Annotated in this window: 23 protein-coding genes, 2 pseudogenes and 2 riboswitches; of the genes and pseudogenes, 12 read left to right on the plus strand and 13 right to left on the minus strand. The window is 62.5% G+C overall.

The genetic code is table 11. The annotated features are described in order from the left end of the window. Positions 1 to 18 precede the first annotated feature (18 nt). From GQ59_RS14350 to GQ59_RS14365, 3 genes are all read left to right on the plus strand, one after another. Positions 19 to 462, plus strand: coding sequence for an SRPBCC family protein (locus GQ59_RS14350; protein WP_037082247.1), 444 nt, complete (start codon positions 19 to 21; stop codon positions 460 to 462). Positions 463 to 937: 475 nt separating this feature from the next. Continuing rightward, positions 938 to 2,002 carry a tRNA dihydrouridine(20/20a) synthase DusA gene (gene dusA, locus GQ59_RS14355; protein ID WP_084683152.1) on the plus strand — a complete coding sequence of 355 codons (1,065 nt, stop codon included), beginning with the start codon at positions 938 to 940 and terminating at the stop codon, positions 2,000 to 2,002. Between the two features lie 838 nt (positions 2,003 to 2,840). Next, the gene (locus tag GQ59_RS14365) at positions 2,841 to 4,130 is read left to right on the plus strand and encodes an MFS transporter (protein ID WP_037082249.1); all 1,290 of its coding nucleotides are present in this window, start codon (positions 2,841 to 2,843) and stop codon (positions 4,128 to 4,130) included. A 102-nt stretch (positions 4,131 to 4,232) separates the two neighbouring features. On the opposite strand, the gene GQ59_RS14370 is transcribed toward GQ59_RS14365, so the two are convergent. The 4 genes from GQ59_RS14370 to gcvT all read right to left on the minus strand — a co-directional run bounded on the left by GQ59_RS14370 (position 4,233) and on the right by gcvT (position 9,293). After that, entirely contained in the window at positions 4,233 to 4,562 is a 330-nt protein-coding gene (locus GQ59_RS14370) for a flagellar basal body protein (RefSeq protein ID WP_037082251.1), read from the minus strand. 351 nt (positions 4,563 to 4,913) lie between these two features. Then, positions 4,914 to 7,781: an aminomethyl-transferring glycine dehydrogenase gene (gcvP, locus tag GQ59_RS14375; RefSeq protein ID WP_037082252.1), complete on the minus strand. Its 2,868-nt coding sequence runs from the start codon at positions 7,779 to 7,781 to the stop codon at positions 4,914 to 4,916. Continuing rightward, positions 7,778 to 8,140 carry a glycine cleavage system protein GcvH gene (gcvH, locus tag GQ59_RS14380; protein WP_037082253.1) on the minus strand — a complete coding sequence of 121 codons (363 nt, stop codon included), beginning with the start codon at positions 8,138 to 8,140 and terminating at the stop codon, positions 7,778 to 7,780. Before gcvH ends, gcvP begins: the two co-directional genes overlap by 4 nt. 16 nt (positions 8,141 to 8,156) lie before the next feature. Then, positions 8,157 to 9,293 carry a glycine cleavage system aminomethyltransferase GcvT gene (gene gcvT, locus GQ59_RS14385; RefSeq protein ID WP_037082255.1) on the minus strand — a complete coding sequence of 379 codons (1,137 nt, stop codon included), beginning with the start codon at positions 9,291 to 9,293 and terminating at the stop codon, positions 8,157 to 8,159. A 67-nt stretch (positions 9,294 to 9,360) separates the two neighbouring features. Continuing rightward, a riboswitch (glycine riboswitch) is annotated at positions 9,361 to 9,440 on the minus strand. Further along, a riboswitch (glycine riboswitch) is annotated at positions 9,441 to 9,528 on the minus strand. 195 nt (positions 9,529 to 9,723) lie between these two features. Here gcvT and GQ59_RS14390 point away from each other — a divergent pair. Together GQ59_RS14390 and GQ59_RS14395 are read left to right on the plus strand one after the other, a co-directional pair. After that, positions 9,724 to 10,101: a hypothetical protein gene (locus GQ59_RS14390; protein WP_037082256.1), complete on the plus strand. Its 378-nt coding sequence runs from the start codon at positions 9,724 to 9,726 to the stop codon at positions 10,099 to 10,101. A 67-nt stretch (positions 10,102 to 10,168) separates the two neighbouring features. After that, positions 10,169 to 10,657, plus strand: a complete 489-nt coding sequence (locus tag GQ59_RS14395; RefSeq protein ID WP_037082258.1) for a copper chaperone PCu(A)C — start codon at positions 10,169 to 10,171, stop codon at positions 10,655 to 10,657. A gap of 40 nt (positions 10,658 to 10,697) precedes the next feature. Here the strand turns inward: GQ59_RS14395 and GQ59_RS14400 are convergent. Continuing rightward, positions 10,698 to 10,982: pseudogene (locus GQ59_RS14400) on the minus strand (DUF2000 family protein); the annotation flags it as partial. On the opposite strand from GQ59_RS14400, the pseudogene GQ59_RS14405 reads away from it, so the two are divergent. Next, positions 10,974 to 11,195: pseudogene (locus GQ59_RS14405) on the plus strand (Lrp/AsnC ligand binding domain-containing protein); the annotation flags it as partial. The pseudogenes GQ59_RS14400 and GQ59_RS14405 sit on opposite strands and share 9 nt — an antisense overlap. Before the next feature lie 143 nt (positions 11,196 to 11,338). After that, positions 11,339 to 12,934 carry an EAL domain-containing protein gene (locus GQ59_RS14410; RefSeq protein WP_037082261.1) on the plus strand — a complete coding sequence of 532 codons (1,596 nt, stop codon included), beginning with the start codon at positions 11,339 to 11,341 and terminating at the stop codon, positions 12,932 to 12,934. A gap of 17 nt (positions 12,935 to 12,951) precedes the next feature. On the opposite strand, the gene GQ59_RS14415 is transcribed toward GQ59_RS14410, so the two are convergent. Beyond that, the gene (locus tag GQ59_RS14415; RefSeq protein ID WP_051903951.1) at positions 12,952 to 13,230 is read right to left on the minus strand and encodes a hypothetical protein; all 279 of its coding nucleotides are present in this window, start codon (positions 13,228 to 13,230) and stop codon (positions 12,952 to 12,954) included. A gap of 124 nt (positions 13,231 to 13,354) precedes the next feature. Here GQ59_RS14415 and crcB point away from each other — a divergent pair, with 124 nt between their 5' ends. From crcB to GQ59_RS14440, 5 genes are read left to right on the plus strand one after another with little or no spacing between them, the layout of a single operon-like run. After that, positions 13,355 to 13,732, plus strand: a complete 378-nt coding sequence (gene crcB, locus GQ59_RS14420) for a fluoride efflux transporter CrcB (RefSeq protein WP_037082263.1) — start codon at positions 13,355 to 13,357, stop codon at positions 13,730 to 13,732. A 49-nt stretch (positions 13,733 to 13,781) separates the two neighbouring features. Beyond that, positions 13,782 to 14,774 carry an RluA family pseudouridine synthase gene (locus GQ59_RS14425; protein ID WP_037082266.1) on the plus strand — a complete coding sequence of 331 codons (993 nt, stop codon included), beginning with the start codon at positions 13,782 to 13,784 and terminating at the stop codon, positions 14,772 to 14,774. After that, positions 14,771 to 15,424 carry an HAD family hydrolase gene (locus tag GQ59_RS14430; RefSeq protein ID WP_037082269.1) on the plus strand — a complete coding sequence of 218 codons (654 nt, stop codon included), beginning with the start codon at positions 14,771 to 14,773 and terminating at the stop codon, positions 15,422 to 15,424. Before GQ59_RS14425 ends, GQ59_RS14430 begins: the two co-directional genes overlap by 4 nt. Before the next feature lie 12 nt (positions 15,425 to 15,436). Further along, positions 15,437 to 16,228 (plus strand): ATP12 family chaperone protein, encoded by a 792-nt coding sequence (locus tag GQ59_RS14435; RefSeq protein WP_037082272.1) that lies wholly within the window; start codon positions 15,437 to 15,439, stop codon positions 16,226 to 16,228. A gap of 57 nt (positions 16,229 to 16,285) precedes the next feature. Continuing rightward, positions 16,286 to 16,774 carry a hypothetical protein gene (locus tag GQ59_RS14440; protein ID WP_037082274.1) on the plus strand — a complete coding sequence of 163 codons (489 nt, stop codon included), beginning with the start codon at positions 16,286 to 16,288 and terminating at the stop codon, positions 16,772 to 16,774. Positions 16,775 to 16,777: 3 nt separating this feature from the next. Here the strand turns inward: GQ59_RS14440 and fghA are convergent, their stop codons facing one another. The 7 genes from fghA to GQ59_RS14475 form a co-directional block, all read right to left on the minus strand. Continuing rightward, positions 16,778 to 17,611, minus strand: coding sequence for an S-formylglutathione hydrolase (gene fghA / locus GQ59_RS14445; RefSeq protein WP_037082277.1), 834 nt, complete (start codon positions 17,609 to 17,611; stop codon positions 16,778 to 16,780). An 18-nt stretch (positions 17,612 to 17,629) separates the two neighbouring features. Next, positions 17,630 to 18,292: a DUF1345 domain-containing protein gene (locus GQ59_RS14450; protein ID WP_037082279.1), complete on the minus strand. Its 663-nt coding sequence runs from the start codon at positions 18,290 to 18,292 to the stop codon at positions 17,630 to 17,632. 17 nt (positions 18,293 to 18,309) lie between these two features. Beyond that, positions 18,310 to 18,756: a YaiI/YqxD family protein gene (locus tag GQ59_RS14455; RefSeq protein WP_037082281.1), complete on the minus strand. Its 447-nt coding sequence runs from the start codon at positions 18,754 to 18,756 to the stop codon at positions 18,310 to 18,312. An 87-nt stretch (positions 18,757 to 18,843) separates the two neighbouring features. Further along, the gene (locus tag GQ59_RS14460) at positions 18,844 to 19,032 is read right to left on the minus strand and encodes a YegP family protein (RefSeq protein WP_037082283.1); all 189 of its coding nucleotides are present in this window, start codon (positions 19,030 to 19,032) and stop codon (positions 18,844 to 18,846) included. An 86-nt stretch (positions 19,033 to 19,118) separates the two neighbouring features. Then, positions 19,119 to 20,246: an S-(hydroxymethyl)glutathione dehydrogenase/class III alcohol dehydrogenase gene (locus GQ59_RS14465; protein ID WP_037082284.1), complete on the minus strand. Its 1,128-nt coding sequence runs from the start codon at positions 20,244 to 20,246 to the stop codon at positions 19,119 to 19,121. 104 nt (positions 20,247 to 20,350) lie between these two features. Then, positions 20,351 to 20,965, minus strand: a complete 615-nt coding sequence (locus GQ59_RS14470; RefSeq protein ID WP_037082286.1) for a GNAT family N-acetyltransferase — start codon at positions 20,963 to 20,965, stop codon at positions 20,351 to 20,353. Between the two features lie 77 nt (positions 20,966 to 21,042). After that, a complete protein-coding gene (locus GQ59_RS14475; protein ID WP_037082287.1) occupies positions 21,043 to 22,311 on the minus strand; it encodes a zinc metalloprotease in 1,269 nt (422 codons plus the stop codon). Between the last annotated feature and the right edge of the window lie 8 nt (positions 22,312 to 22,319).

Below are 22,319 nucleotides of genomic sequence, written 5' to 3' on the forward strand. Positions count from 1 at the left end.
TTTAAGAGGATCACGACCATGCCGAACACCATACGCCTGCATCGCGTTCTGGCAACCAGCCCGGAAAAGGTCTATCGCGCCTTCATCGAGGCTGACGCGCTTACCAAATGGCTTCCGCCCAACGGCTTCTTGTGCACTGTGCATCACCTGGAACCGAAAGTCGGCGGCAAGTTCAGGATGTCCTTCCGGAACTTCACGACGGGCAATAGCCATGCCTTCGGCGGCGAATTTCTTGAGCTCGTCCCGGGCGAACTTGTCCGCTACACGGACAAATTTGACGATCCCAACCTGCCGGGCGAAATGGAGGTCACGGTGACGTTGAAGAAGGTTTCGGTCGGTACAGAGATGAATATAACGCAGGCAGGGGTGCCGGACGTCATCCCGCCCGAAGCCTGCTATCTCGGCTGGCAGGAGTCGCTGCGCAACCTGGCAAGGGTCGTCGAGCCCGAGATCAACGAATAGCCTTTCATGATGGCGCAAGCCGCGGGACCGGATCGCGTCGGTGACTTTCGCGATCCGTGACGCGAAGGAAGTCGTCCTGGCGCGTTCACGATCCTCGAACTCGCCCGCGTTCATCCCAACGGTCGGGAATGATGCGGAGAGGAAGCCGCAGCGCGGCACTGTCCGGACCCAGCCGGTATCTTCCGAAATGGGCATGAGGGTCTGACGATGGATCCAGGAGGAGGCGGCACGCGCGGGGAACTGCAACGGCGGATCGCCGCCGCGGATTTCTCCAGCAGATCCCGCATAGCTCCGAAATTGACCCCGATAGGGTCGATGGAGTAGGGAAAGCCGACGCGGCATCCCTGCACGTGCAGGCCGGCAATCGCGGTGATGGCCGTCTGCTCGTTTGGTATATCGCAATTCCATTTGCTAGATTGTACCCGGTGCAGGCCCGAAACGGCGGGTCGGTGCGAAGACGGATATAAAGAAGACGGTGAAGAAAGTGACGCAAGCAGCTCATAAGGCTGGATATTTCAAGGCTCCAGTTTTCGCCGTCGCGCCGATGATCGATTGGACCGACAGGCATTGCCGTTTCCTGCATCGGCAATTGTCGAAATCCGCGCTGCTTTATACCGAGATGGTGGTGGCGGATGCGATCATCCACGGGCCGCGCGAGAGGCTGCTGTCCTATTCGCCGCAAGAACATCCGGTCGCGCTGCAGCTCGGCGGCTCGGATCCGGCAAAGCTTGCCGAGGCGGTGCGGATCGCTGCCGATTACGGCTATGACGAGATCAACCTCAACGTCGGCTGCCCGTCCGACCGGGTTCAGTCGGGCACGTTCGGCGCCTGCCTGATGCGCGATCCGGCGCATGTGGCCGACCTCGTTTCGGCGATGAAGCGGGTGTCGCACATGCCGGTCACCGTCAAGTGCCGGATCGGCGTCGATGACCAGGAGCCCACCGAGGTTCTGCCGGATTTCCTCACGCGGGTGATCGGCGCCGGAGCGGATGCCGTCTGGATCCATGCCCGCAAGGCCTGGCTGCAGGGGCTGTCGCCGAAGGAAAACCGCGAAATCCCGCCGCTCGACTACGACCTCGTTTATGCCATGAAGCGGGAAAACCCGGACGTGTTCCTGGGCATCAACGGCGGCATCGCCGACCTGGAACAGGCGGCCAACCATCTCGCCCATATGGATGGGGTCATGCTCGGCCGCGCCGCCTATCACAATACCGGTATACTCGCCGGTGTCGACGCGTTTTTGGCGGGTGACAAGTCTGCGGGGGTCGCCACCGCCGAATTCGACTGGCTGGCCTTGCGCGACACGATGGCGGACTACGCGGCGGAACTGATCGGCCGGGGCGGGCGGCTGCATCACGTCACAAGGCACATGGTCGGGCTGTTCCAGGGGTTTGCCGGCGCAAGGCGGTTTCGCCAGATCCTTTCCACCGACGCCACCCGGCCGGGTGCCGGGCCGGAGGTCATTGCGGCCGCCTTTGCGGTGGTCGATATCGACGGCGGTCCTCGGGCTCAACCCGAGGAGAAGAAGCTGGCTGGGTGAGGGCGGAGATTTTCGAGCTTCCATCGGACACACTCCTCCCTTGGCGAGCTTGAGTTTCTTTTCGTCATCCTCGGGCGGGCAAGCGAGACCCGAGGATCGGACGGGGCGCTGAAAGCTGCCTCGTAAGTTTTTAGTTTAGGTGACACCTCTCAGCGCCCCGTTCGGCGGTTTATGCCCGCGACTCCGGTCCCTCTGCCGTGGCTCTTCCGGACGGTGTTCGTATGACCCGGGACGCCCCATCCGATTCGATCGGCAAGGCTTCCATGGATCTCCGCCGGTTTCTCCGATGGTATCGGTCGGACTTTGAAAAATCCGGCGACACCATCCGGTCAGCCACCATGTGTGCCGCACAGGCACGTCCGGCGCGCGCTTTCGGGCTTCAAGAGACGAAGGCTCGGTCCGTTGCCTTCATCTCTCCCCGTTGTCGCCGGAGGGAGACCATTTTCCGCGAACCCGAACGCCAAGGTTTTGCGTCTTGCCCTTGACGTCCGCGCCGGTCCCGCCTCGCCGGCACGCCTGCCGGTGTATCCGCGACGGAACGGCGGGATTGTAGGCACGGGTTGGAAGGGAGGGGATGAAAGAGGATGGAGATTTGGGGTAAGGTGTTGAAAGGGTTGGAGGACGTGTTCAGGAGTATCCCCGTTGAGGAGGGGCTACTAACCCCCCAAACTATAATCCACGCAAAAAGCCAATGCCAAATGCATAAGACCATGGCTGCTTTGCGGGACAAACCGGGCTTTCGCCGCACTTGTTCGAACGACCGCTTTAGTGTGCGCTAGATGAGGCCCGGGTCCACCGAGGTATTGCGCAAGTTGCCTGCAAAGCCGAAGGTGCGACCATGGCAATTGAATTAGATTTCTCCTTGGCTGCGCTGACCGTTCCGGCGAGACGGCACATCCGGGTATTTCAGGTCCACCAGTTTCTCGATCGTTTTGCGATGGGTTTGACGGTTGCCGTTGTTGCACTGGCCTTGACCGATCGAGGCATGGACCTCTTCCAGATCTCACTAGTTTTTGGGGTCTACTCATTCACGACCATGGCGATGGAACTCCCGTTCGGCGGGTTGGCCGACAACATTGGACGCAAGCCGGTCTTTCTGGCCGCGGTTGTCGTCAGCTTGATCTCCCTTGCACTCTTTCTCTCGACAAGCGATTTCTATGTTCTCGCGCTCTCATTTGCCTTCATCGGTCTTGGACGTGCACTACGGTCGGGCACGCTCGACGCTTGGTTCGTTGAAACCTTTAAAGCCGCTGCGCCGAATGTGGATGTTCAACCCGCTCTCGCAAAAGCGCATTGGGCCAATGCCATGGGCTTGGCGGTGGGGGCTGTTTTGGGGGGCCTTCTGCCCGATCTCTTTGGCTCAGTGGCAGAGAGACTGGGTTTCAGTGTCTATGATGTGTCTTACGCGGCGAGCTTGGCAGTGATGCTTGGGGTGTTCGTCTACACCCTGTTTTTCATTGTGGAAAAACCGCGCCCGCTGAACCCCCATGCTCTGAAACAGGGGTTCGCAACTGTACCATTGGTGGTCAAAGACGCAGGTCTTCTCGCACTGAGACATCCGGCGTTGTCGGTACTTTTGGCAGCTCTGGCGTTTTTCCTAATGGCGACCAACCCGGTAGAGGTGATCTGGCCGACCCATGCAAAGCCCATGTTGGAGGAAGGCTATGCAAATACAATTATCGGTGTCCTGACCGCTGCCTATTTCTTCTCAATCGCATTCGGCGCATGGTTGTCTCCACGGATCAGCCGGATTTTCAGACGGCGGCACGCGATTACACTTGCGGCGGTTTTTGCCTGCTTGGCGGGCGTTCAGATCGCATTGGCTTTACAAGGCAGCATCGTCGGCCTTGTGACGGTTTTCATCCTCTATTCTGTTCTCCTTGGTGTTTCTGAGACGCCGGCCAGCAGTATTCTGCATCGATGCGTAGAAGACCGCGAGCGATCCACAATGCTGTCTCTGAGGTCACTGATACAGCAACTCGGAGCAGCTTTGGGCCTGATTTTGGCGGGAGCCATCGCTGAGGTCTACTCCACACCTACGGCTTGGATTGTCGGCGCCGTGTTTCTTGTTATTGCCGTGATCCTGATCGGTATCCTAGCCAAACGGCTTGCCGCACAGAATGAATAGCGGCCATTCATGCGACCTGCAGCGTCAATCAGTCAGGGCCGACAGCAGTCATATCGTGCCAGACTCTCGCCTAACGCCGTCTGCGTGAGGCAGACGGCTCCTTCAATCCCGCTTGATGCTCATCAGCACCGCCCACATGTCCGCGCCCGTCTCGAACGCCGCAGCGTTGGCGGCAAAGCCCTGCGCCGAGGTGAAGGCGTCGAGCATCTCGCTGGCCATGTCGACATTCGAGCTTTCGGGGAAGGTGACCGAGGTGGAGGGGGTGACGGTGGTGGTGACGCCGCCGGAATTGGGGAGCGAGGAGACCTGCGTGTCGAGGCGGTTGTAGCCGGGGGTCTGGGCATTGGCGATGTTGTGCGCCGCGGTCGCGAGGCGTTTCGCCTGGGCCTGCATGCCCGAAACCGCAATGTTCATCACCGCCGACAGACCCATGGCAAGCATCCCCAAACCCGATGACAGATGTTTTAGGGCAAGAGCTTCAAGGAAGATTGAACGGGAAGGGTAAGGGAAGCGTATTACGGCGCGGCACAGATGTGCCGGAACGGAGCGAGGGGGCGTGCGTGGAGCGCCTCCCCCTTGTGGGGGGGCGAAGGACGGGGTGAGACGAGTGGTTCAACCCAGCCAGGGTGGGGAGGGGTTTCGCTCCATATGAAAACCCCTCCGGCCTGCCGGCCACCCTCCCCACAAGGGGGAGGGTTAAGACTGCCGCACCGCCTCGCGTTCCGTGGGCGCCCCCCTTGCCACGAGAGGGAGACCAGAGGGCGAGGTGCCGATGGACGGCGTTTACTCCGCCGCCTCCGCGTAGGCCTCCAGCGGCGGGCAGGTGCAGACGAGGTTGCGGTCGCCATAGACGTTGTCGACGCGGTTGACCGGGGACCAGTATTTGTCGACACGGAAGGCGCCCGGCGGGTAGCAGGCCTGTTCGCGGGAATAGGGGCGGTCCCATTCGCCGACCAGGTCTTCCACCGTGTGCGGGGCGTTCTTCAACGGGTTGTTGACCCGGTCCATGCGGCCTTCCTCGATGGCGCGGGCTTCCTCGCGGATCGCCAGCATTGCATCGCAGAACCGGTCGAGCTCGGCCTTGGTCTCCGATTCGGTCGGCTCGATCATCAGCGTGCCGGCGACCGGCCAGCTCATGGTCGGGGCGTGGAAACCGCAGTCGATCAGGCGTTTTGCCACATCGTCGACGGAAACGCCGGCGGATGCGTTGAGCGGGCGCGTGTCGATGATGCATTCATGGGCGACGCGGCCGGCTTCCGACTTGTAGAGCACGTCATAGGAACCCTTCAGGCGTGCCGCGATGTAGTTGGCGTTGAGGATCGCCACCTTGGTCGCCTGGGTGAGACCCTCGCCGCCCATCATCAGGCAGTAGGACCAGGAGATCGGCAGGATCGACGGCGAGCCGAAGGGGGCGGCCGAGACGGCACCTTCGCGTCCGTCCGTCGCCGGGTGGCCGGGGAGGTACGGGGCGAGATGCGCCTTGACGCCGATCGGGCCCATGCCGGGACCGCCGCCGCCATGCGGGATGCAGAAGGTCTTGTGGAGGTTGAGGTGGCTGACGTCCGAGCCGATGTCACCGGGGCGGGACAGTCCGACCATGGCGTTCATGTTGGCGCCGTCGAGATAGACCTGGCCGCCATGGGCGTGGGTGATCTCGCAGATCTCGCGCACCGTTTCCTCGAAGACGCCGTGGGTCGAGGGGTAGGTGATCATGCAGCAGGAAAGGTTCGCTGCATGTTGCTCGGCCTTGGCGCGGAAATCGTCGAGGTCGATATCGCCGTTGTCGCGGACCTTCACGACGACCACTTTCATGCCGACCATCTGGGCAGACGCCGGGTTGGTGCCATGAGCGGAGGTCGGGATGAGGCAGACGTCGCGGTGGGTGTCGCCCTTGGCGAGGTGGTAGTTGCGGATGGTGAGCAGGCCGGCATATTCGCCTTGCGCGCCGGAATTCGGCTGCATGGAAAAGGCGTCGTAACCGGTGATCTGGCAGAGTTTCTGCGACAGGTCGTCGATCATCTCCTTGTAGCCGAGCGCCTGGTCTGCGGGCACGAAGGGGTGGATGTCGGAAAATTCCGGCCAGGTGATCGGCAGCATTTCGGCTGTCGCATTGAGTTTCATGGTGCAGGAGCCGAGCGGGATCATCGCCCGGTCGAGCGCCAGGTCCCGGTCCGAGAGCCGGCGGATATAGCGGGTCATCTCGCTTTCGGCGCGGTTCATGTGGAAGATCGGGTGGGTCATGTAGTCGGATTTGCGTAAGAGCGCGGTCGGCAGGCGCCAGGTGGGCTCGAAATCCGAGACCTTGAAATTGCCGCCGAAGGCACGCCAGACGGCTTCGAGGGTGGCCGGCCGGGTGCGCTCGTCGAGCGAGATGCCGATGCGGGTTTCGCCGACCTTCCTGAGGTTGACGCCCTCGGCGACGGCAGCGCGCATGATCAGGCCCTGCATGTGGCCGACTTCGACGGTGATCGTATCGAAGAAGGTGTCGGGTTCGATGACATAGCCCAGCTTTTCAAGGCCCTTGGCCATCAGCACGGCCTTGCGGTGGACCTGCTGGGCGATGGCCTTCAAACCGTCCGGGCCGTGGAAGACACCGTACATGGAGGCCATGACGGCGAGCAGCACCTGGGCGGTGCAGATGTTCGAGGTCGCCTTCTCGCGACGGATATGCTGTTCGCGGGTCTGCAGCGACAGGCGGTAGGCGCGGTTGCCGCGGCTGTCGACCGAGACGCCGACCAGGCGGCCGGGCATGGCGCGCTTGTGGGCATCCCTGACCGCCATATAGGCCGCATGCGGGCCGCCGTAACCGACCGGCACGCCGAAACGCTGCGACGAACCGATGGCGATGTCGGCACCCATTTCGCCGGGGGATTTCAGAAGCGTCAGCGCCAGCGGGTCGGCGGCAACGGCAGCGACCGCGCCGGTCTGGTGCAGACGGGAGATCAGGCCGGTGAAATCGCGGACATGGCCATTGGTGCCCGGATACTGGAAGATCGCGCCGAACACGTCGACGGGATCGAGATCCGTCATCGGGTCGCCGATGATGACGCTCCAGCCGAGCGGGGCGGCACGGGTTTCGATGAGGGCAATCGTCTGCGGGTGGCAGGCGGCATCGACGAAGAAGGCCGTCGCCTTCGATTTCGCCTGGCGCTGGCAGAGCGCCATGGCTTCGGCGGCGGCGGTCGCCTCGTCGAGCAGCGAGGCGTTGGCGACGTCGAGGCCGGTCAGGTCGCAGATCATCGTCTGGAAATTGAGGAGCGCCTCGAGGCGGCCTTGAGAAATTTCCGGCTGGTAGGGCGTATAGGCGGTGTACCAGGCGGGGTTTTCAAGGATGTTGCGCTGGACGACCGGCGGGGTGATCGTGCCGTAATAGCCCTGGCCGATCAGCGAGACGAGCGCCTTGTTGCGGTTGGCCGTATCGCGCAGCTTGTCGAGCGCCTCGCGTTCGGTGAGCGCCGGACCCCAGGCAAGCGGTGCCGTCTGGCGGATCGAGGATGGCACGGTGGCGTCGATCAGGGCGTCGAGGCTCTTGTAGCCGACGACCTTCAGCATCTCGGCCATTTCGGCGGGCGAGGGGCCGATATGGCGGCGGTTGGCGAAATCGTAGGGCTGGTAGTCGGTGAAATGGAAATCGGTCGAGTCGGTGGTCATGCGATCAGGTCCTGGTAGGCGGCCTCGTCCATCAGTGCGTCGGCGTCGGCGGCGTTCTTCAGCTTCAGCTTGAAGAACCAGCCCTTGCCCTGGGGGTCGGAATTGACGATCGAGGGGTCGTCGACGATCGTCTGGTTGACCTCGATGACTTCGCCGTCCAGCGGACAATAGACGTCGGAGGCGGCCTTGACGCTCTCGACGGTCGCGGCATTGCCGTCCTTCGAAAGCTCGGCGCCGACTTCCGGCAGTTCCACGAAAACGAGATCGCCGAGCTGTTCGGCGGCGTGAGAGGTGATGCCGACGGTCGCGACACCGTCCTCGAGCTTCAGCCATTCGTGTTCGGCGGTGAATTTCAACATGGTTCTCTCCGGAGGATTATCGTTTGTAGGTGGGGGTGATGAAGGGAAGGGCCGCGACCGTGAGCGGAAGGTATTTTCCGCGCACTTCCGCGAAGATCTGGCAGCCGGGTTCGGCAAAGCGGGTCGGGACATAGCCCATGGCGACAGGCCCTTCGACCGAGGGGCCGAACGTGCCGGAGGTGACTTCGCCGAGTTCGGCCTTCCCCTCCGCATCCGCATAAAGCTTGGCGTGGGCGCGGACGGGCGCCTTGCCTTCCGGCTTCAGGCCGACGCGGCGGCGGGAGGTGCCGTTCGCGAGTTCACCGAGGATGCGGTCGGCGCCCGGAAAACCGCCGGCACGGGCACCGCCTGTGCGGCGGGGTTTCTGGATCGCCCATTCGAGCGCGGCCTCGATCGGCGAGGTGGTCGTGTCGATGTCGTTGCCATAGAGGCAGAGGCCGGCTTCGAGGCGCAGCGAATCGCGGGCGCCAAGCCCGATAGGCTGGCAGTGCAGGTCTTCGAGCAGCGCCTTGGCGATCTGCTCGGCCTGGTCTGCCGGAACCGAGATCTCGAACCCGTCCTCGCCGGAATAACCGGAACGGGAGATGATGCAGGGCACGTCGTGGAGAGATGCGTCGCGGACGTCCATGAACTTCATGTCGACCACATCAGGCCAGAGAGCCGCCAGCACCTCTTCCGCGCGCGGGCCTTGCAGGGCGAGAAGGGCGCGGTCTTCGAGGAGTTCCACATTACAACCGGTCAGATGCGCCTGCATGTGGGCGAGGTCGGCATCCTTGCACGACGCGTTGACGACGACGAACAGGTGGTCGCCGCGGTTGGTGATCATCAGGTCGTCGAGGATGCCGCCAGTGTCGTCGGTGAAGAAGCCGTAGCGCTGGCGGCCGGGTTTCAGGCCGAGGATATCGACGGGCACGAGGGTTTCGAGCGCAAGCGCTGCGTCTTCGTAGGTTCCGGATTTCGCACGGATGACGACCTGGCCCATATGGGAGACGTCGAACAGGCCGCTAGCGGTGCGGGTGTGCAGATGTTCCTTCAGCACGCCGGCCGGATATTGCACCGGCATGTCGTAGCCGGCAAAGGGCACCATCCTGGCGCCGAGCGACAGATGGAGGGCGTGAAGCGGGGTGGTCTTGAGAACGGTCTGATCGTCCAAGGACGCCTCCAGGGTTGGCGCATTTCAAGCGCCGGCTCAGATTCAGGCGCAGTGACGCACCGGTTTATGAGCCCCCTCTGTCCTTGTCGCCTGAGATTGTTATCCCTTCGGCGGGCCCTCTTCGGGCCTCTCTCCAGAGTTCCTGTCGGTCGACTGCTGGTCCTTTTGCCTGAGAGTTTCCGGGGCGGTTGCTCCTTCGGCACCGCATTGAAGCGGCTTCTCCCAGCGAGTCTGGACGGTATTATCGACCTCGCTCACCATTTGGCAAGCCCTGCATGTCGCATGGAACACTATTTTTGTCGCAGCGCAGCAAACGCGATTTGACCTAATGCAATGGCTGGCGAAATGAGCGAAAAATCCGCGGCAAAAAGGGCTTTTGCGCTTTGCCGCGATTTGGGTTATTCCGGCAGGCATTCGGACAGGCGAGACGATGACGGCACGGCTCAACACGGCGGCGAACTCAACGCGCATTCTCTGCGCGATGCTGCTGCTGTTGATGGGATTTGCCCATCAGCCGGTCCAGGCGGCAGCGCCGCTCGATTCCTACAGCGAGGCCTATCGCCTGCCGGACGGCACGTTTGCCGACATCTGCTCGGAAGGCGACCACGGTCACCGGACGCCGGCCGCAAAGCCGCTCTGCGAAGTCTGCCTGCTCTCCGCATCGGTCATCCTGCCCCCGCCGGGAGATGAAATCTGGCCTGGTCGCGAGCGCGCCTCGCTGGCCAACCCCCTGCGCCAATTTTCCCGACTGCTCGGCACGACCGCCGTCGCCCGTCCGAAATCCCGCGCGCCCCCGATTTCGATCTGATGCTCTAACGCTCTCGGATCAATCGCGGTAGACCGGCACGGATGCCGTCACCGCATGGGGATATTCCATGAAGACTTTCACCAAACTCGCATTCCTCGGCATTTTCGCCGCGACCGGCATTGTTATTGCGGGAGCTACGGCCGCTCAAGATGTGCCCGCCAAGGTTGCCGACCTGGAAATCACCAGCGCCTTCACCAAGGCGATGCTGCCCGGCCAGCCGGTTGGCGGCGGTTATCTCACCATCAAGAACACCGGCAAGTCCGACGACATGCTGGTTTCGGTCTCGTCGCCGGCCTCGGGCGCCGTGGAGTTGCACGAGATGGCGATGCAGGGCGAGGTGATGAAAATGCGCAAGCTCGATACCGGGATCGCCATCCCGGCGGGCAAGACCGTCGAACTGACGCCCGGCGGACTGCATCTGATGTTCATGAAGGTCAAGGAACCCTTCAAGCAGGGCGGCAAGGTCCCGGTGACCCTGACCTTCGAGAAGGCTGGCAAGATCGACATGACTCTGCCGGTCGAGGCGGCGGGGCCGGGCGGCCACGTACACAAGTGAAGATCGAAAGAGCCTGCTCCCCGGAGCGGGCTCTTCGTCTCTAGCGCAGCAGTTTGAGGCTGCCGGTCAGCGACTTTATCCATTTCGAAGGCCCGGCCAGGCCAAGGCCGTCAATTGCCTCTTCCGCGAGATCGCGATCGGGGAAGGCGGCCTCGTAGTCGCGGTAGTCGTGCAGGGATCTGGCGAAGGCCGGAAAGGGCACGACGGCGTGGTTCTGGGGCTGCTCCATGGCCTTCAGCATCAGAGATCTGATCGTATCCGCCGGCGCCTGCAGGATCGGCACCGGCAGGGAAGAACTGATATCGATCGTGCGGCCGAGGTGATCGGGCTCGACGAGGTGGTCGCCTGCTACAGCATTGCGGGTGACGCGGATTTCCTGCTGCAGGTCGTCTCACCGGATCTCGACGCCTATGCGGACTTCGCCATGTCGACGTTGCGGCGATTACCGCGCATAAAGGAAATGCAGACGACCTTCGTCCTCAAGGAAATCAAGGCCTTCGACGGACTTCCGCTGCGTTTTGCCGGCAAGCGGACCTAGCGAGCCGACGGGTTTCCGCCCAGGCGGCGCAACCGGCGGGGTTTTAGAAATTGCTTCGATACAACCTGATCGAGTTGCATCAAGGAATCTTAACAGAAGTCCGCGATGAATATCGCCAACACCTCTCATCAAAGGTTTCGGCAATGGAACTGCGGCGTTCTCGGGTGATTGCGGCGGCCGTTTTCCTCGGCCTGCTCGGGGCAATCGTTCCGATTGTCGCGATGGTCTACATTTCGTGGGTCATCACGGTCGAGAAACAGCAGAACAATCTCGAACGGCTCGCCGAGCAGACGATCAGGCGTGCGAGCAGGACGTTCGAGGACGCGCGGGCGGCGCTCGATTCGCTCGCCTATCCGCGCCTGGTGCCCTGTTCGGAGCAGCATATCGCCCGGATGCGGGTGATCGCCTTCAATACGCCCTCGGTCAAGGAAGTCGGTTATTTCGAGAACGGCCTGCTGAAATGCACCTCCTGGGGGATCGAGGAACGCAACGTCGACCGTCCGTGGATCGATTACATGACGCCGGACGGCGTGGAAGTCGCCACCCGCGTGCAGCCGGCGGTCAGCATGGGCAATCCGATGATGGGGCTGCATTACGGCCCCTATAACGTGCTGGTCGATCCGGCCCGGTTCGTCGACATCCTGGTGGACGCCGACATTTCCCTGGCGCTCGCCAACCGGCAGGGCATGCTGATCAACGAACTCAACTCTCCCGAAGCGGACCTGGTCAACGCCCTGATCGATGAGCCGAAGAACGGCATGACCTCCTCTGTTCTCTACGCGATCGCACGCGACAAGGGGTTGATCGCAATCGCCATGGAACCGCGCTCCAACCTGACCGGCAGGTTGAGGGAGGAACAGCTCCTGCTGCTGCCGGTCGGTGCCTTCGTCGCCATCTTCATTGTCGGCGTGGTGGTCTGGCTGTCCAAGAAAAGACTGTCACCGCTCGGCGAGCTGGCAATCGCGGTGCGCAAGCGCGAATTCATCGTCCATTACCAGCCGATCATCGAGCTCAAGACCAGCATCTGCGTCGGCGCCGAGGCGCTGGTGCGCTGGCGGAGGCCGGATGGATCGCTGGTGCGCCCGGACCTGTTCATTCCACTCGCCGAGGAGAGCGGGCTCATTCTGCCGATTACGGACCAGGTCATCGAAGCGATCATTGCCGATCTCGGGGGACTGCTCAGGGCGGAGAGTGCGCTGCATATCGCCGTCAACCTTTCCGCCGCCGACGTCACCACCGGGCGCATACTCGACGTTCTCGACAGGAAACTCGCGAAGACTGGGATAGCGGCGGGGCAGATCTGGCTGGAAGCCACCGAACGCGGCTTCATCGACATCGAGGCGGCGCGCACGACATTGACGGCGGCTCGGCAAAGAGGCCATTCGGTTGCGATCGACGACTTCGGCACGGGATATTCCAGCCTGCAATACCTGCAGGGGCTGCCGATGGATGCGCTGAAGATCGACAAGTCCTTCGTCGACACGATCGGCCGCAACAGCGCCACCAGCTCGGTCACCGGCCACATCATCGAGATGGCGAAGACGCTCGACCTGCAGATCGTCGCCGAAGGCGTGGAGACGGAGGAGCAGGCGGACTATCTGAAGGCTCACGACGTGCATCTCGGCCAGGGCTGGCTGTTCTCCAAACCGCTGCCGGCCGCCGATTTCATCGACTATCACCGGAACGCAAAAGCCCGCTCGGGGAGCGGGCGGCAGAATATCCGGTGCGTGGCGGCATGAGGGCCCGCCGGACGATATCAATCGTCGAGATCGCGATAGGCCGACTCGACCTGGCTGAACGTGACCTGCTGGCGCGGTTTCTGGTCGGCCGTGAGCATGTCGAGCGAAACGGTGGTGGCGGGGATCATGAATTCGGTATCGGTGGGGTCGCTGGCGTTTTCGGCTCGGCGCTGGTTGCGGTCCGAATCGGCCTTGATGTCCTTGACCTGATCCTTGGCCGAGATGCGCCGTCCCGGCTTCAGAGCCTCGATGGCGAGTGCGGCGGTGCTCGCCGATATGCTGACCAGTAATGTCATCTCGCCTATCACTCTCTTTTCTCAGAATATGATAATTACGGCGGCCCTGATTTGTTCCCCTTTAAACAAAACGTCGGCATTTTATCGATTTGACGATTCTCGTTTCTGTCCTAGAGAAAGTTCCATGATCAACATGCTTCTCGTCGCCATCGGCGGAGCGATCGGCTCCGTCTGCCGCTATCTCGTCGGGCTCTGGGCGCTGCGCCTGGGGGGGCCGGCCTTTCCGTGGGGGACGCTTGCCGTCAATATCGCCGGCTCGTTCGCGATCGGGTTCCTTGCGGAGCTGATCGTCCGGCGCTTCGATGCGTCGCCCGAAATGCGGTTGCTGATCATTACCGGCTTTCTCGGCGGCTTCACGACGTTCTCTGCCTTTTCGCTGGATGTCGTGTCGCTCCTGGAGCGGGGCGCGACCATGGTGGGCGTCACCTATATCGTCGCGAGCGTTGCAATCTCGCTCGGTGCGGTTTTCGCCGGACTGGCGCTCGGGCGGGCAATGCTCTAAAGACCGGGCAAAGGGCCGCCGGCCCACACCCAGATATGAAAGAGCTTTGATGGCAGGCATCGAGCATATCCGCGTCGAAGCGGACGAAGCGGGAATGCGTCTCGACCGCTGGTTCAAGATCCACTACCCGGGCCTCGGCTTCGGACCGCTCCAGAAACTGCTGCGCTCCGGACAGGTGCGCGTCGATGGCGGACGGGTGAAATCCGACGCCCGCGTGCAGCCGGGACAGACGGTGCGTATTCCGCCGATGGAGGTCGATGCCAAGAAGGCGGGTCCGATCGCCGGCAAGGATCTCAAGCATTCCAGCGATTTCGAACTATTGTCGCGCATGGTCCTGCATGAGGACGAGAAGGTGATCGTGCTCAACAAGCCGGCGGGCTTGGCCGTCCAGGGCGGATCGGGCGTCGCGCGCCATATCGACCAGATGCTCGACAGCTGGATCAGCCCCAAGGGCGAAAAACCGCGGCTCGTCCACCGTCTCGACCGCGACACATCAGGCGTGCTGGTTATCGCCCGCACCCGAGGTGCCGCGCAGAAGCTGACCGCGGCCTTCCGCGAACGCGACACCAAGAAGACCTATTGGGCCCTGGTCAAGGGCGTGCCGCGCAAGCACGAGGACAAGATTTCCACCTGGCTGGTGAAGGAACAGACGCCGGACGGCGACCGCATGCGGATCGCCAGGCATGGCGAGGACGGCGCCGACCACGCGGTGTCCTATTACCGCGTTTTGGAAATGGCGGCGCAGACGCTCTGCTGGCTGGAGATGGAGCCCTATACCGGCCGTACCCATCAGCTGCGCGTCCATGCGCTGCATATCGGCCATCCGATCATCGGCGACCCGAAATATTTCGACGACGACCACAACTGGGATTTCCCGGGCGGCATCCAGAAGAAGCTGCATCTCCACGCGCGCCATATCGACATTCCGCATCCGAACGGCGGACGGCTGAAGGTCACGGCACCTCTGCCGCCGCATATGGTGCAGAGCTGGAACCTTCTCGGCTTCGATATGGAAAACGGCCGCAGGGACGACGAAGAATGAAACTGGTCCTTTTCGATTGCGACGGCACGCTGGTCGACAGCGCGAACCTGATCCACGAAACCATGCGCCGCACCTTCGCCCATTTCGACAAACCGGAACCGAAGGTGGAGGACACCAAGGCGATCATCGGGCTGACGCTCGACATCGCGATCGCCCGCATGCAGGGCAAGCCACATGCGGATGAAGAAGCCGTCGAGATGATGGCCTATTACAAGACGCTGTTTTCCGTCGTGCGCCAGGATCTCGGTTTCAGGGAGCCGTTGTTCGAAGGGATTCGCGAGCTGATCGACGCGATCGGTCCGCGCAAGGACCTGCTGATCGGCGCGGTGACCGGCAAATCGCGGCGCGGCCTGAAGCTGGTCGTGGAGACGCACGGGTTCGACAAGTATTTTATGGTGTCGCGCACCGCCGACGACTGCCCCTCGAAACCGCATCCGGCGATGGTGACCGAATGCTGCGACGAGACCGGCATGAAACCTTCCGACACTCTTGTCATCGGCGATGCCATTTACGATATGCAGATGGCGAAGGCGGCCGGGGCCACGGCGATCGGCGTTGCCTGGGGTTACGCCTCGGTGGACGAGCTGAACAAGGCCGGAGCCGACGCCATCATCCATCATCCGAGCGAGTTGCTGAGCCATATCGGCTGAGGTTTTATTTCCATGCGTGACATGTTTCCCGATCCATCCGAAGCGCTGAGCCATCCGGACCCGACGCGGCGGGCGCAGATTCAGATGCACAAGCCGCTGCCGAAGCGCTTCTACAAGGAAGTGTCGGTCGCGGAAGGCGAGGGTGGCCATGCCATCCATCTCGACGGCCGACCGGTCAGGACGCCGGCCAAGAACGGGCTCGTCGCTCCGACGGCACGGCTTGCCGAACTGATCCGCGACGAATGGGCCAACCAGGTGGATGTCATCGATCCCGGCACCATGCCGGTGACGCGGCTCGTCAACACGGCGATCGACGGCATCGCGACCGACCGCCAAGCGGTGTTCGAGGATATCCTGCGGTTCTCGTCGAGCGATCTGCTCTGCTACCGCGCCGAAGCACCGGAAAATCTGGTCGCGCGTCAGAGCGAGCTGTGGGACCCGATCGTCGATTGGGCCGCAAACGAGCTCGGCGCCCGCTTCATCCTGATCGAAGGGGTAATGCCGCAGGAGCAGCCGAAGGAAGCGACCGCAGCCTTTGCGGTGACGCTGAAGAAATACGATACGCCGATCGAACTCGCCGTGCTGCACACGGTGACGACGCTGACCGGCTCGGCGATCCTGGCGCTCGCGTTTGCGGAAGGCCACCTGACCGTCGACGAGGCCTGGACGCTCGCCCACCTCGACGAGGACTGGACGAACGAACATTGGGGCGCGGACGCGGAGGCCGAGCATCGGCGCGCCAAGCGGTTCGAGGAAATGCGGGCGGCGACCGAAACTTTTCTTGCCTTGAAGCCCTCGGCTTAATCGTTCTCTAACCCTGTTCGTTGGAACATCTGAAGGTGCCGTCTTGCAGGTCCCTTCATGGTTCGTCGTCTGTCTCGTTTCTGTCTGATTGCTTTGACGGTCCTGCCGCTGATGTCGTTCCGTCTGGAACAGGCAAATACGGCGCAGGAAAAACTTCTCTATGACGTGCGCGGCGCCTTCGTGACCGCGCGGCCGGATGTGCCAAAGGGATTGGTGATCGCCACCGACATGCTGGTCGACGAGGCGATCCGCGCAACCGTCAGGTCGATCGCCCTGCCGCGGACGATCATCTCGGTGCGCATCGACGAGATGTCGCATGTGCCCATGCTGATCGGCAGCCGGCATGAGGCGAAGGTGACGGTGCAGGCGATATCGGTCAACACCGGCGAGCCGATCGCCAGGGGAACGTTCAAGACTTCGATCTACCTGCTGGACGGGGACACCGTGGACCGTGACCTCGCCGAAAAGATCGCCGATCGCATCTCCGGCGAATTCCGCCTCGACGGCCAGCGCCGCCCTACCATGGCGACCGCACTGTTTCCGTGAGGGTCAGCCCAGCCGTTCCGCGTGCCAGCGGAGGTGGTCGTCCATGAAGGTCGAGATGAAGTAATACGAGTGGTCGTAGCGTTCGTGCATCCGGAGCTTCACGTCGATATCTGTTCCCTTGGCCGCCTCCTCGAACAGCCAGGGGCGCAGGCCGTTTTCGAGGAAGCCATCGGCCTTGCCCTGGTCGATCAGGAATTCCGGAAAGCGGGCGCCGTCTTCGACCAGTGCGCAGGCGTCGTATTGCCGCCAGGCGGCGCGATCCGGACCCAGATATTTCTCGAGGGCGGGGGCCGACCAGTCGGCGGTGGAGGGTTGGACGATCGGCGCGAAGGCGGAGCAGCTTCTGAACCGCTCCGGGTTCTTCAGCGCAATCGTCATGGCGCCGTGGCCGCCCATCGAATGACCGAAAATGCCCTGGCGCTCCATGTCCATGCGAAAATGCTGGCTGACGAAGTTCGGCAGTTCCTCGGTGATGTAGGTGTACATCTGATAGTGCTCGGCCCACGGTTTTTCCGTTGCGTCGAGATAGAAGCCGGCGCCTTTGCCCATCTGCCAGTCGGTGATTTCGTCGGGCACGTCGTTGCCGCGCGGGCTGGTATCCGGGCAGATGACGATCAGCCCGAGTTCCGCGGCCATCCGCCTGTATTCGCCCTTTTCCATGACGTTCGCATGGGTGCAGGTAAGGCCCGAGAGATACCAGACAACCGGGCAGGGCTCCTTGATCGCCTGCGGCGGCACGAAGACGGCGAAGGTCATCTCGCACTTGCAGGCTTCGGATTCATGCATGAACACGCCCTGCATGCCGCCGAAGGCGGTGTTCTGGGAAAGGACCTTCATCGGTGCTCCTTAAGGATATCAATTGCCCATCGAAACGACGGCGTTGACGGCCGCGGCGACAAGGACGGTGTTGAAAAAGAAGGACACGACCGCATGCAGGAGGTTGATGCGGCGCATCTCGGTCGTGGTGATCTGGACGTCCGAAGTCTGGGCGGTCATGCCGATGACGAACGAGAAATAGAGGAAATCGTAGGCGCCGGGCTCGTCGGTTTCGGGAAAGTCCAGGCCGCCGCGTTTCGCCACGTTCTGCTCGGCCTGCTCGTCCGGCCTCCAGAAGCGGTGGGCGTAATGCATGGCGAACATCGTGTGGATGGTCAGCCAGCCGAGCACGACGGATGCGAAGGCAAGCGATACGGAGGCAAGGCCCGCAGGCTGCGAACGGTTTAGCGCTTCGAACAGCGAAACCACGGCGGCGGCAACGGCGAGCAAAGTTACCCCCAAGATGACCGGCGCAGGCTCGTCGTCGTTTTGGCCTTTCTTTCTGAACGTGGCGCCATCGAGCTTCGGAATGCGGGCGGCCATCATGACGAGGTAGATCAGGAAGAAGACGATGACTGCAATGCCGAGCGCGAGTTGCGGCACGTAAAGGAGCAGGAACGGCAAACAGACCAGCGAGGCGATGGTGCCGGCGAAGAACGGGCCATGCCGGTGATAGGTCACTCTGCGCCAGGGGCTCGGCATCCGGGTTTTCCGATCGCTCACGTGGCTGATTTGGCGCGGCGGCAGAGCCTGTCCAGCGTTTCCAGGAATTTCGAGCGGTCGCGCGGCGAAAAGGCGGCGTTATAGCCCTTGCTCTCTCCGGTCTCGCGCAGATGCGCTCCAAGGTCGCGCATGGCGCTCGCCATGCCGATATTGGTTTCGTCGAAGACCCGGCCGGTCGGGCCGGTCACCAGCGCGCCCGATGCAACACAGCGTACCGCCAGCGGCACGTCGGCGGTAACGACGATATCGGCGGGTCCGGCGCGCTCGGCGATCCAGTTGTCGGCGGCGTCGAAACCGGCCGAGACGATGACGTTGTGAACCATCGGATCACGAGACGGCCGCAGGCCCGAATTGGCGACGAACGTCACTTCGAGGTCATGGCGTTCCGCGACTTTCAGAATCTCCGGCTTGACCGGACAGGCATCGGCGTCGACATAGATCATGAATGGATAACTCCGGCCCAATCCGGCGACCTCCCGCAGGACGGGAGGCAGCGTAGCCCGCCCAGCGGGCTACGCGCAGGATATGGCTCAGGCGACGGAGGTCGTCTGGTCGTCGACTGCTGCGCCGGGTGCGTTTTTCTTGATCGATTCTATGGCCGAAACGGCGGAAGCCTTGGCCGAATACCCTTCCGAAGAGAACATCGACTGGCCGTTCGAAGCCTTGAAGCGAAAACGGTATTCGCCGGCCTTGTCCTGGTAGATTTCGAACTTGTACATCTTCTGCGTTCCTCACATTAAACGGAGTTAAATCCTAGGTCTATTCGCAGCATTGGAGCGTAGCCCGGAACGTGTCGGAACCGCGCTCAATAAATCACTACGCTGCGAATCGATTCGCCGCCATGCATCAGCTCGAAACCCTTGTTGATGTCCTCGAGCGGCATCGTGTGGGTGATCATCGGATCGATCTCGATCTTGCCCTCCATGTACCAGTCGACGATCTTCGGCACGTCGGTGCGGCCGCGGGCGCCGCCGAAGGCGGTGCCCATCCAGGTGCGGCCGGTGACGAGCTGGAAGGGCCGGGTGGAGATTTCCTGGCCGGCGCCGGCAACGCCGATCACCACCGACTTGCCCCAGCCGCGATGCGACGCTTCCAGCGCCTGGCGCATGACCTTGGTATTGCCGGTGCAGTCGAACGTGTAGTCCGCTCCACCGATCTGGTCGGCGCCGCGCTTCGTCAGATTGACGAGGTAAGGCACGATATCGCCGTCGACTTCCTTCGGGTTGACGAAATGGGTCATGCCGAAGCGTTCGCCCCAGGCCTTCTTGTCGTTGTTGAGGTCCACACCGATGATCATGTCGGCGCCGGCAAGCCGCAGGCCCTGGATGACGTTCAAGCCGATGCCGCCGAGCCCGAAGACGATGGCGGTGGCGCCGATCTCCACCTTGGCGGTGTTGATGACGGCGCCGATGCCGGTGGTGACGCCGCAGCCGATATAGCAGACCTTGTCGAAGGGGGCGCCCGGATTGATCTTGGCGACCGCGATCTCCGGCAGGACGGTGTAGTTGGCGAAGGTCGAGCAGCCCATATAGTGGTGGATCTTGTCCTTGCCGATCGAGAAGCGCGAGGTGCCGTCCGGCATCAGGCCCTGGCCCTGGGTGGAGCGGATCGCGGTGCAGAGATTGGTCTTGCGCGACAGGCAGGACGGGCATTCGCGGCATTCCGGCGTATAGAGCGGGATGACGTGATCGCCCTTCTTCACCGAGGTGACGCCGGGACCGACGTCGACGACGATGCCGGCGCCCTCATGGCCGAGGATCGCCGGGAAGAGGCCTTCCGGATCGGCCCCTGACAGGGTGAAATCGTCGGTATGGCAGATGCCGGTCGCCTTCACCTCGATCAGCACTTCGCCGGCGCGCGGGCCCTCGAGCTGTACGGTCATGACTTCGAGCGGTTTGCCAGCCTGAACGGCGACGGCGGCGCGGACATCCATGATGCTCTCCCTTGGCTTTTTAGATTCGGGCGCGACCTTTGCACAGGCGAGGGGGCCGGCTCAAGCCGGAACGAGCCGTTCGCAGTCGTATTTCGGTGAGCTGATCAAGGTCCGATGATGGGCACGTGCGGGGACGTCGTGCGGGGCATCAGGCCGGTCAGGCGCGGATCGTCGAGGACTTCGACCATCACGGCATAGGGCGTGAACCCGGACCGCTGATAGAACTGCATGGCGGCCGGGTGGTCGAAGTGGCAGGTATGCACCCAGAAACGGCGGATCGGATGCGCCCAGGCCCTCTCGATCGCCCAGTTCATCATGAAACGGCCGGCGCCCTTGCCGATCGCACCCGTGACGAGGCCGAAATAGACGAGCTCGCATTCGCCCTGCTCCCGGAAATCGAGTTCCAGGAGGCCGATCCGGCGGCCGCCGTCTAGAAGCGCGTAAATCTCGACCTTCGGATCGTTGAGCACCGAGGCAAGTTCGTCGTCGCTCATGACAAGCCGCGAGACCCACATCCAGTTCTCGCCGACCGCGCGAAACAGAGCGCGGTATGCGTCGGGAGCAGGAGACTGCCAGCGTTCCAAGGCCAGCGTGTCCGGCGCCGTCGCGGTCTTCCTGCGCGGCCTTTCGAACATTTCGAGGCAGGTTACGACAGTGGCAATCTTGCCCGGAGGTACGGCGGAATAGCCGGACGGTAATGTGGGGTTTTCGCTTTTCATGTAACCTTTGGAGCCGCTTGGCGGGTTGATGTCAATGGGCGGAGACGTCGATGCCAAGTGATATCGACGGCAGGTAATCAGCCGAAAAGGCGGTCGCAGGCGTATACGATACCGTAGGAATGGATGGCGACCGCGGCATAAAGACCGAGGCCTGCCATCAGCCGCTCGCCCGGATGCATGGGATCGAGACTTTCGCGCGGCTTGGCGGAGGAAATGCCCATCAGGCTCATCAGCGTGAAGACGGCCAGTGCCGCGATCAGGGCTGTCGACGAGAGCCCGATCCGGTAACCGACCCACAGCATCAAAAGCGTGATTCCGAAACTGCCGGTGACAAGCAGGCTGCGGGTCGGAAAGATCTGTCTCAGCACCCGGCCGCCGTCGAACTGGGTCATCGGCAGAAGATTGAGAAGGTTGAAGGCCCCGAGGATCAGCAGGAACACCAGAGCCGGTTCACGCAGGGACGAGGACAATAGGTGGGCCGTCGATAGGTCGTGGACTGAAATCACGACCGGTACCAGGAAGGCGGACATGCCTGCGCCCATGAGCGCGCAGGTGGCGACTTCGAAGCGGCTGTTGTAGGGCCGCCCGCCGATGGCGATACCTCCGAGAAACGGCACGAAGATCATCCTGACCCGTTCATGCCCGAAGGCGCGATAGGCCGCCATGTGCCCCAGTTCGTGCAGCACGATGACCAGGGTGAGGATTATGGAGATCGTCAGGCCTGCCGCCGTGAGCCCGAAAAAGGGCCAGAGCAGCAGCGTCGAGAGGAGCGCCAGGACTATCTGGACGACCGGGTGTTCGATTATGCCGCCTGTTTTCGGCCGGCCGTTTCTCAGCCAGGCAGTCAGCGACGAAAGCTCGCGGCGGATCATGAAATAGCGAAACAGGTAAACGGCGAGGCCGCGATAGTCGTCCGTCTGGGCGAGAGTGATCGTGGAACCGCCGGGCGCGGCCGACACGGCGCGGTATTCCTCGAAGTTGCGCCAGAAGGAAATGTCGAGCGCGGTGTCATCGACCACGCGTGCACGGCTCTCGTAGCTGCGCTGCGTACTATCGACATTTTCCTCCACCTTAAAGACCCGCCGGATCGGCGCGCCGTGGCGATCGGGATGGCTGTAGGCGATCTCGATCCCCCCGCGGTTCTTTACCGTCCCCGAGGATAGGATCGAAGGGTTCCAGCTCGCTTCCTCGCCGCCGGGATGAAACGCGTGCCACAGGCGTTCCGGAGCGATTTCAAGCGTCCGCTGCAGCGTGATGGTGCGGCGGCCGACGGGCGCGGCCATCAGCAGCCAGAGCAGACCGAGATTGATCGTCAGCAACAGGACGGCGGAAACGGTAGGCGTCATAGCGACCT

The organism is Neorhizobium vignae (assembly GCF_000732195.1).
In the GTDB taxonomy this organism is placed as follows: domain Bacteria; phylum Pseudomonadota; class Alphaproteobacteria; order Rhizobiales; family Rhizobiaceae; genus Neorhizobium; species Neorhizobium vignae.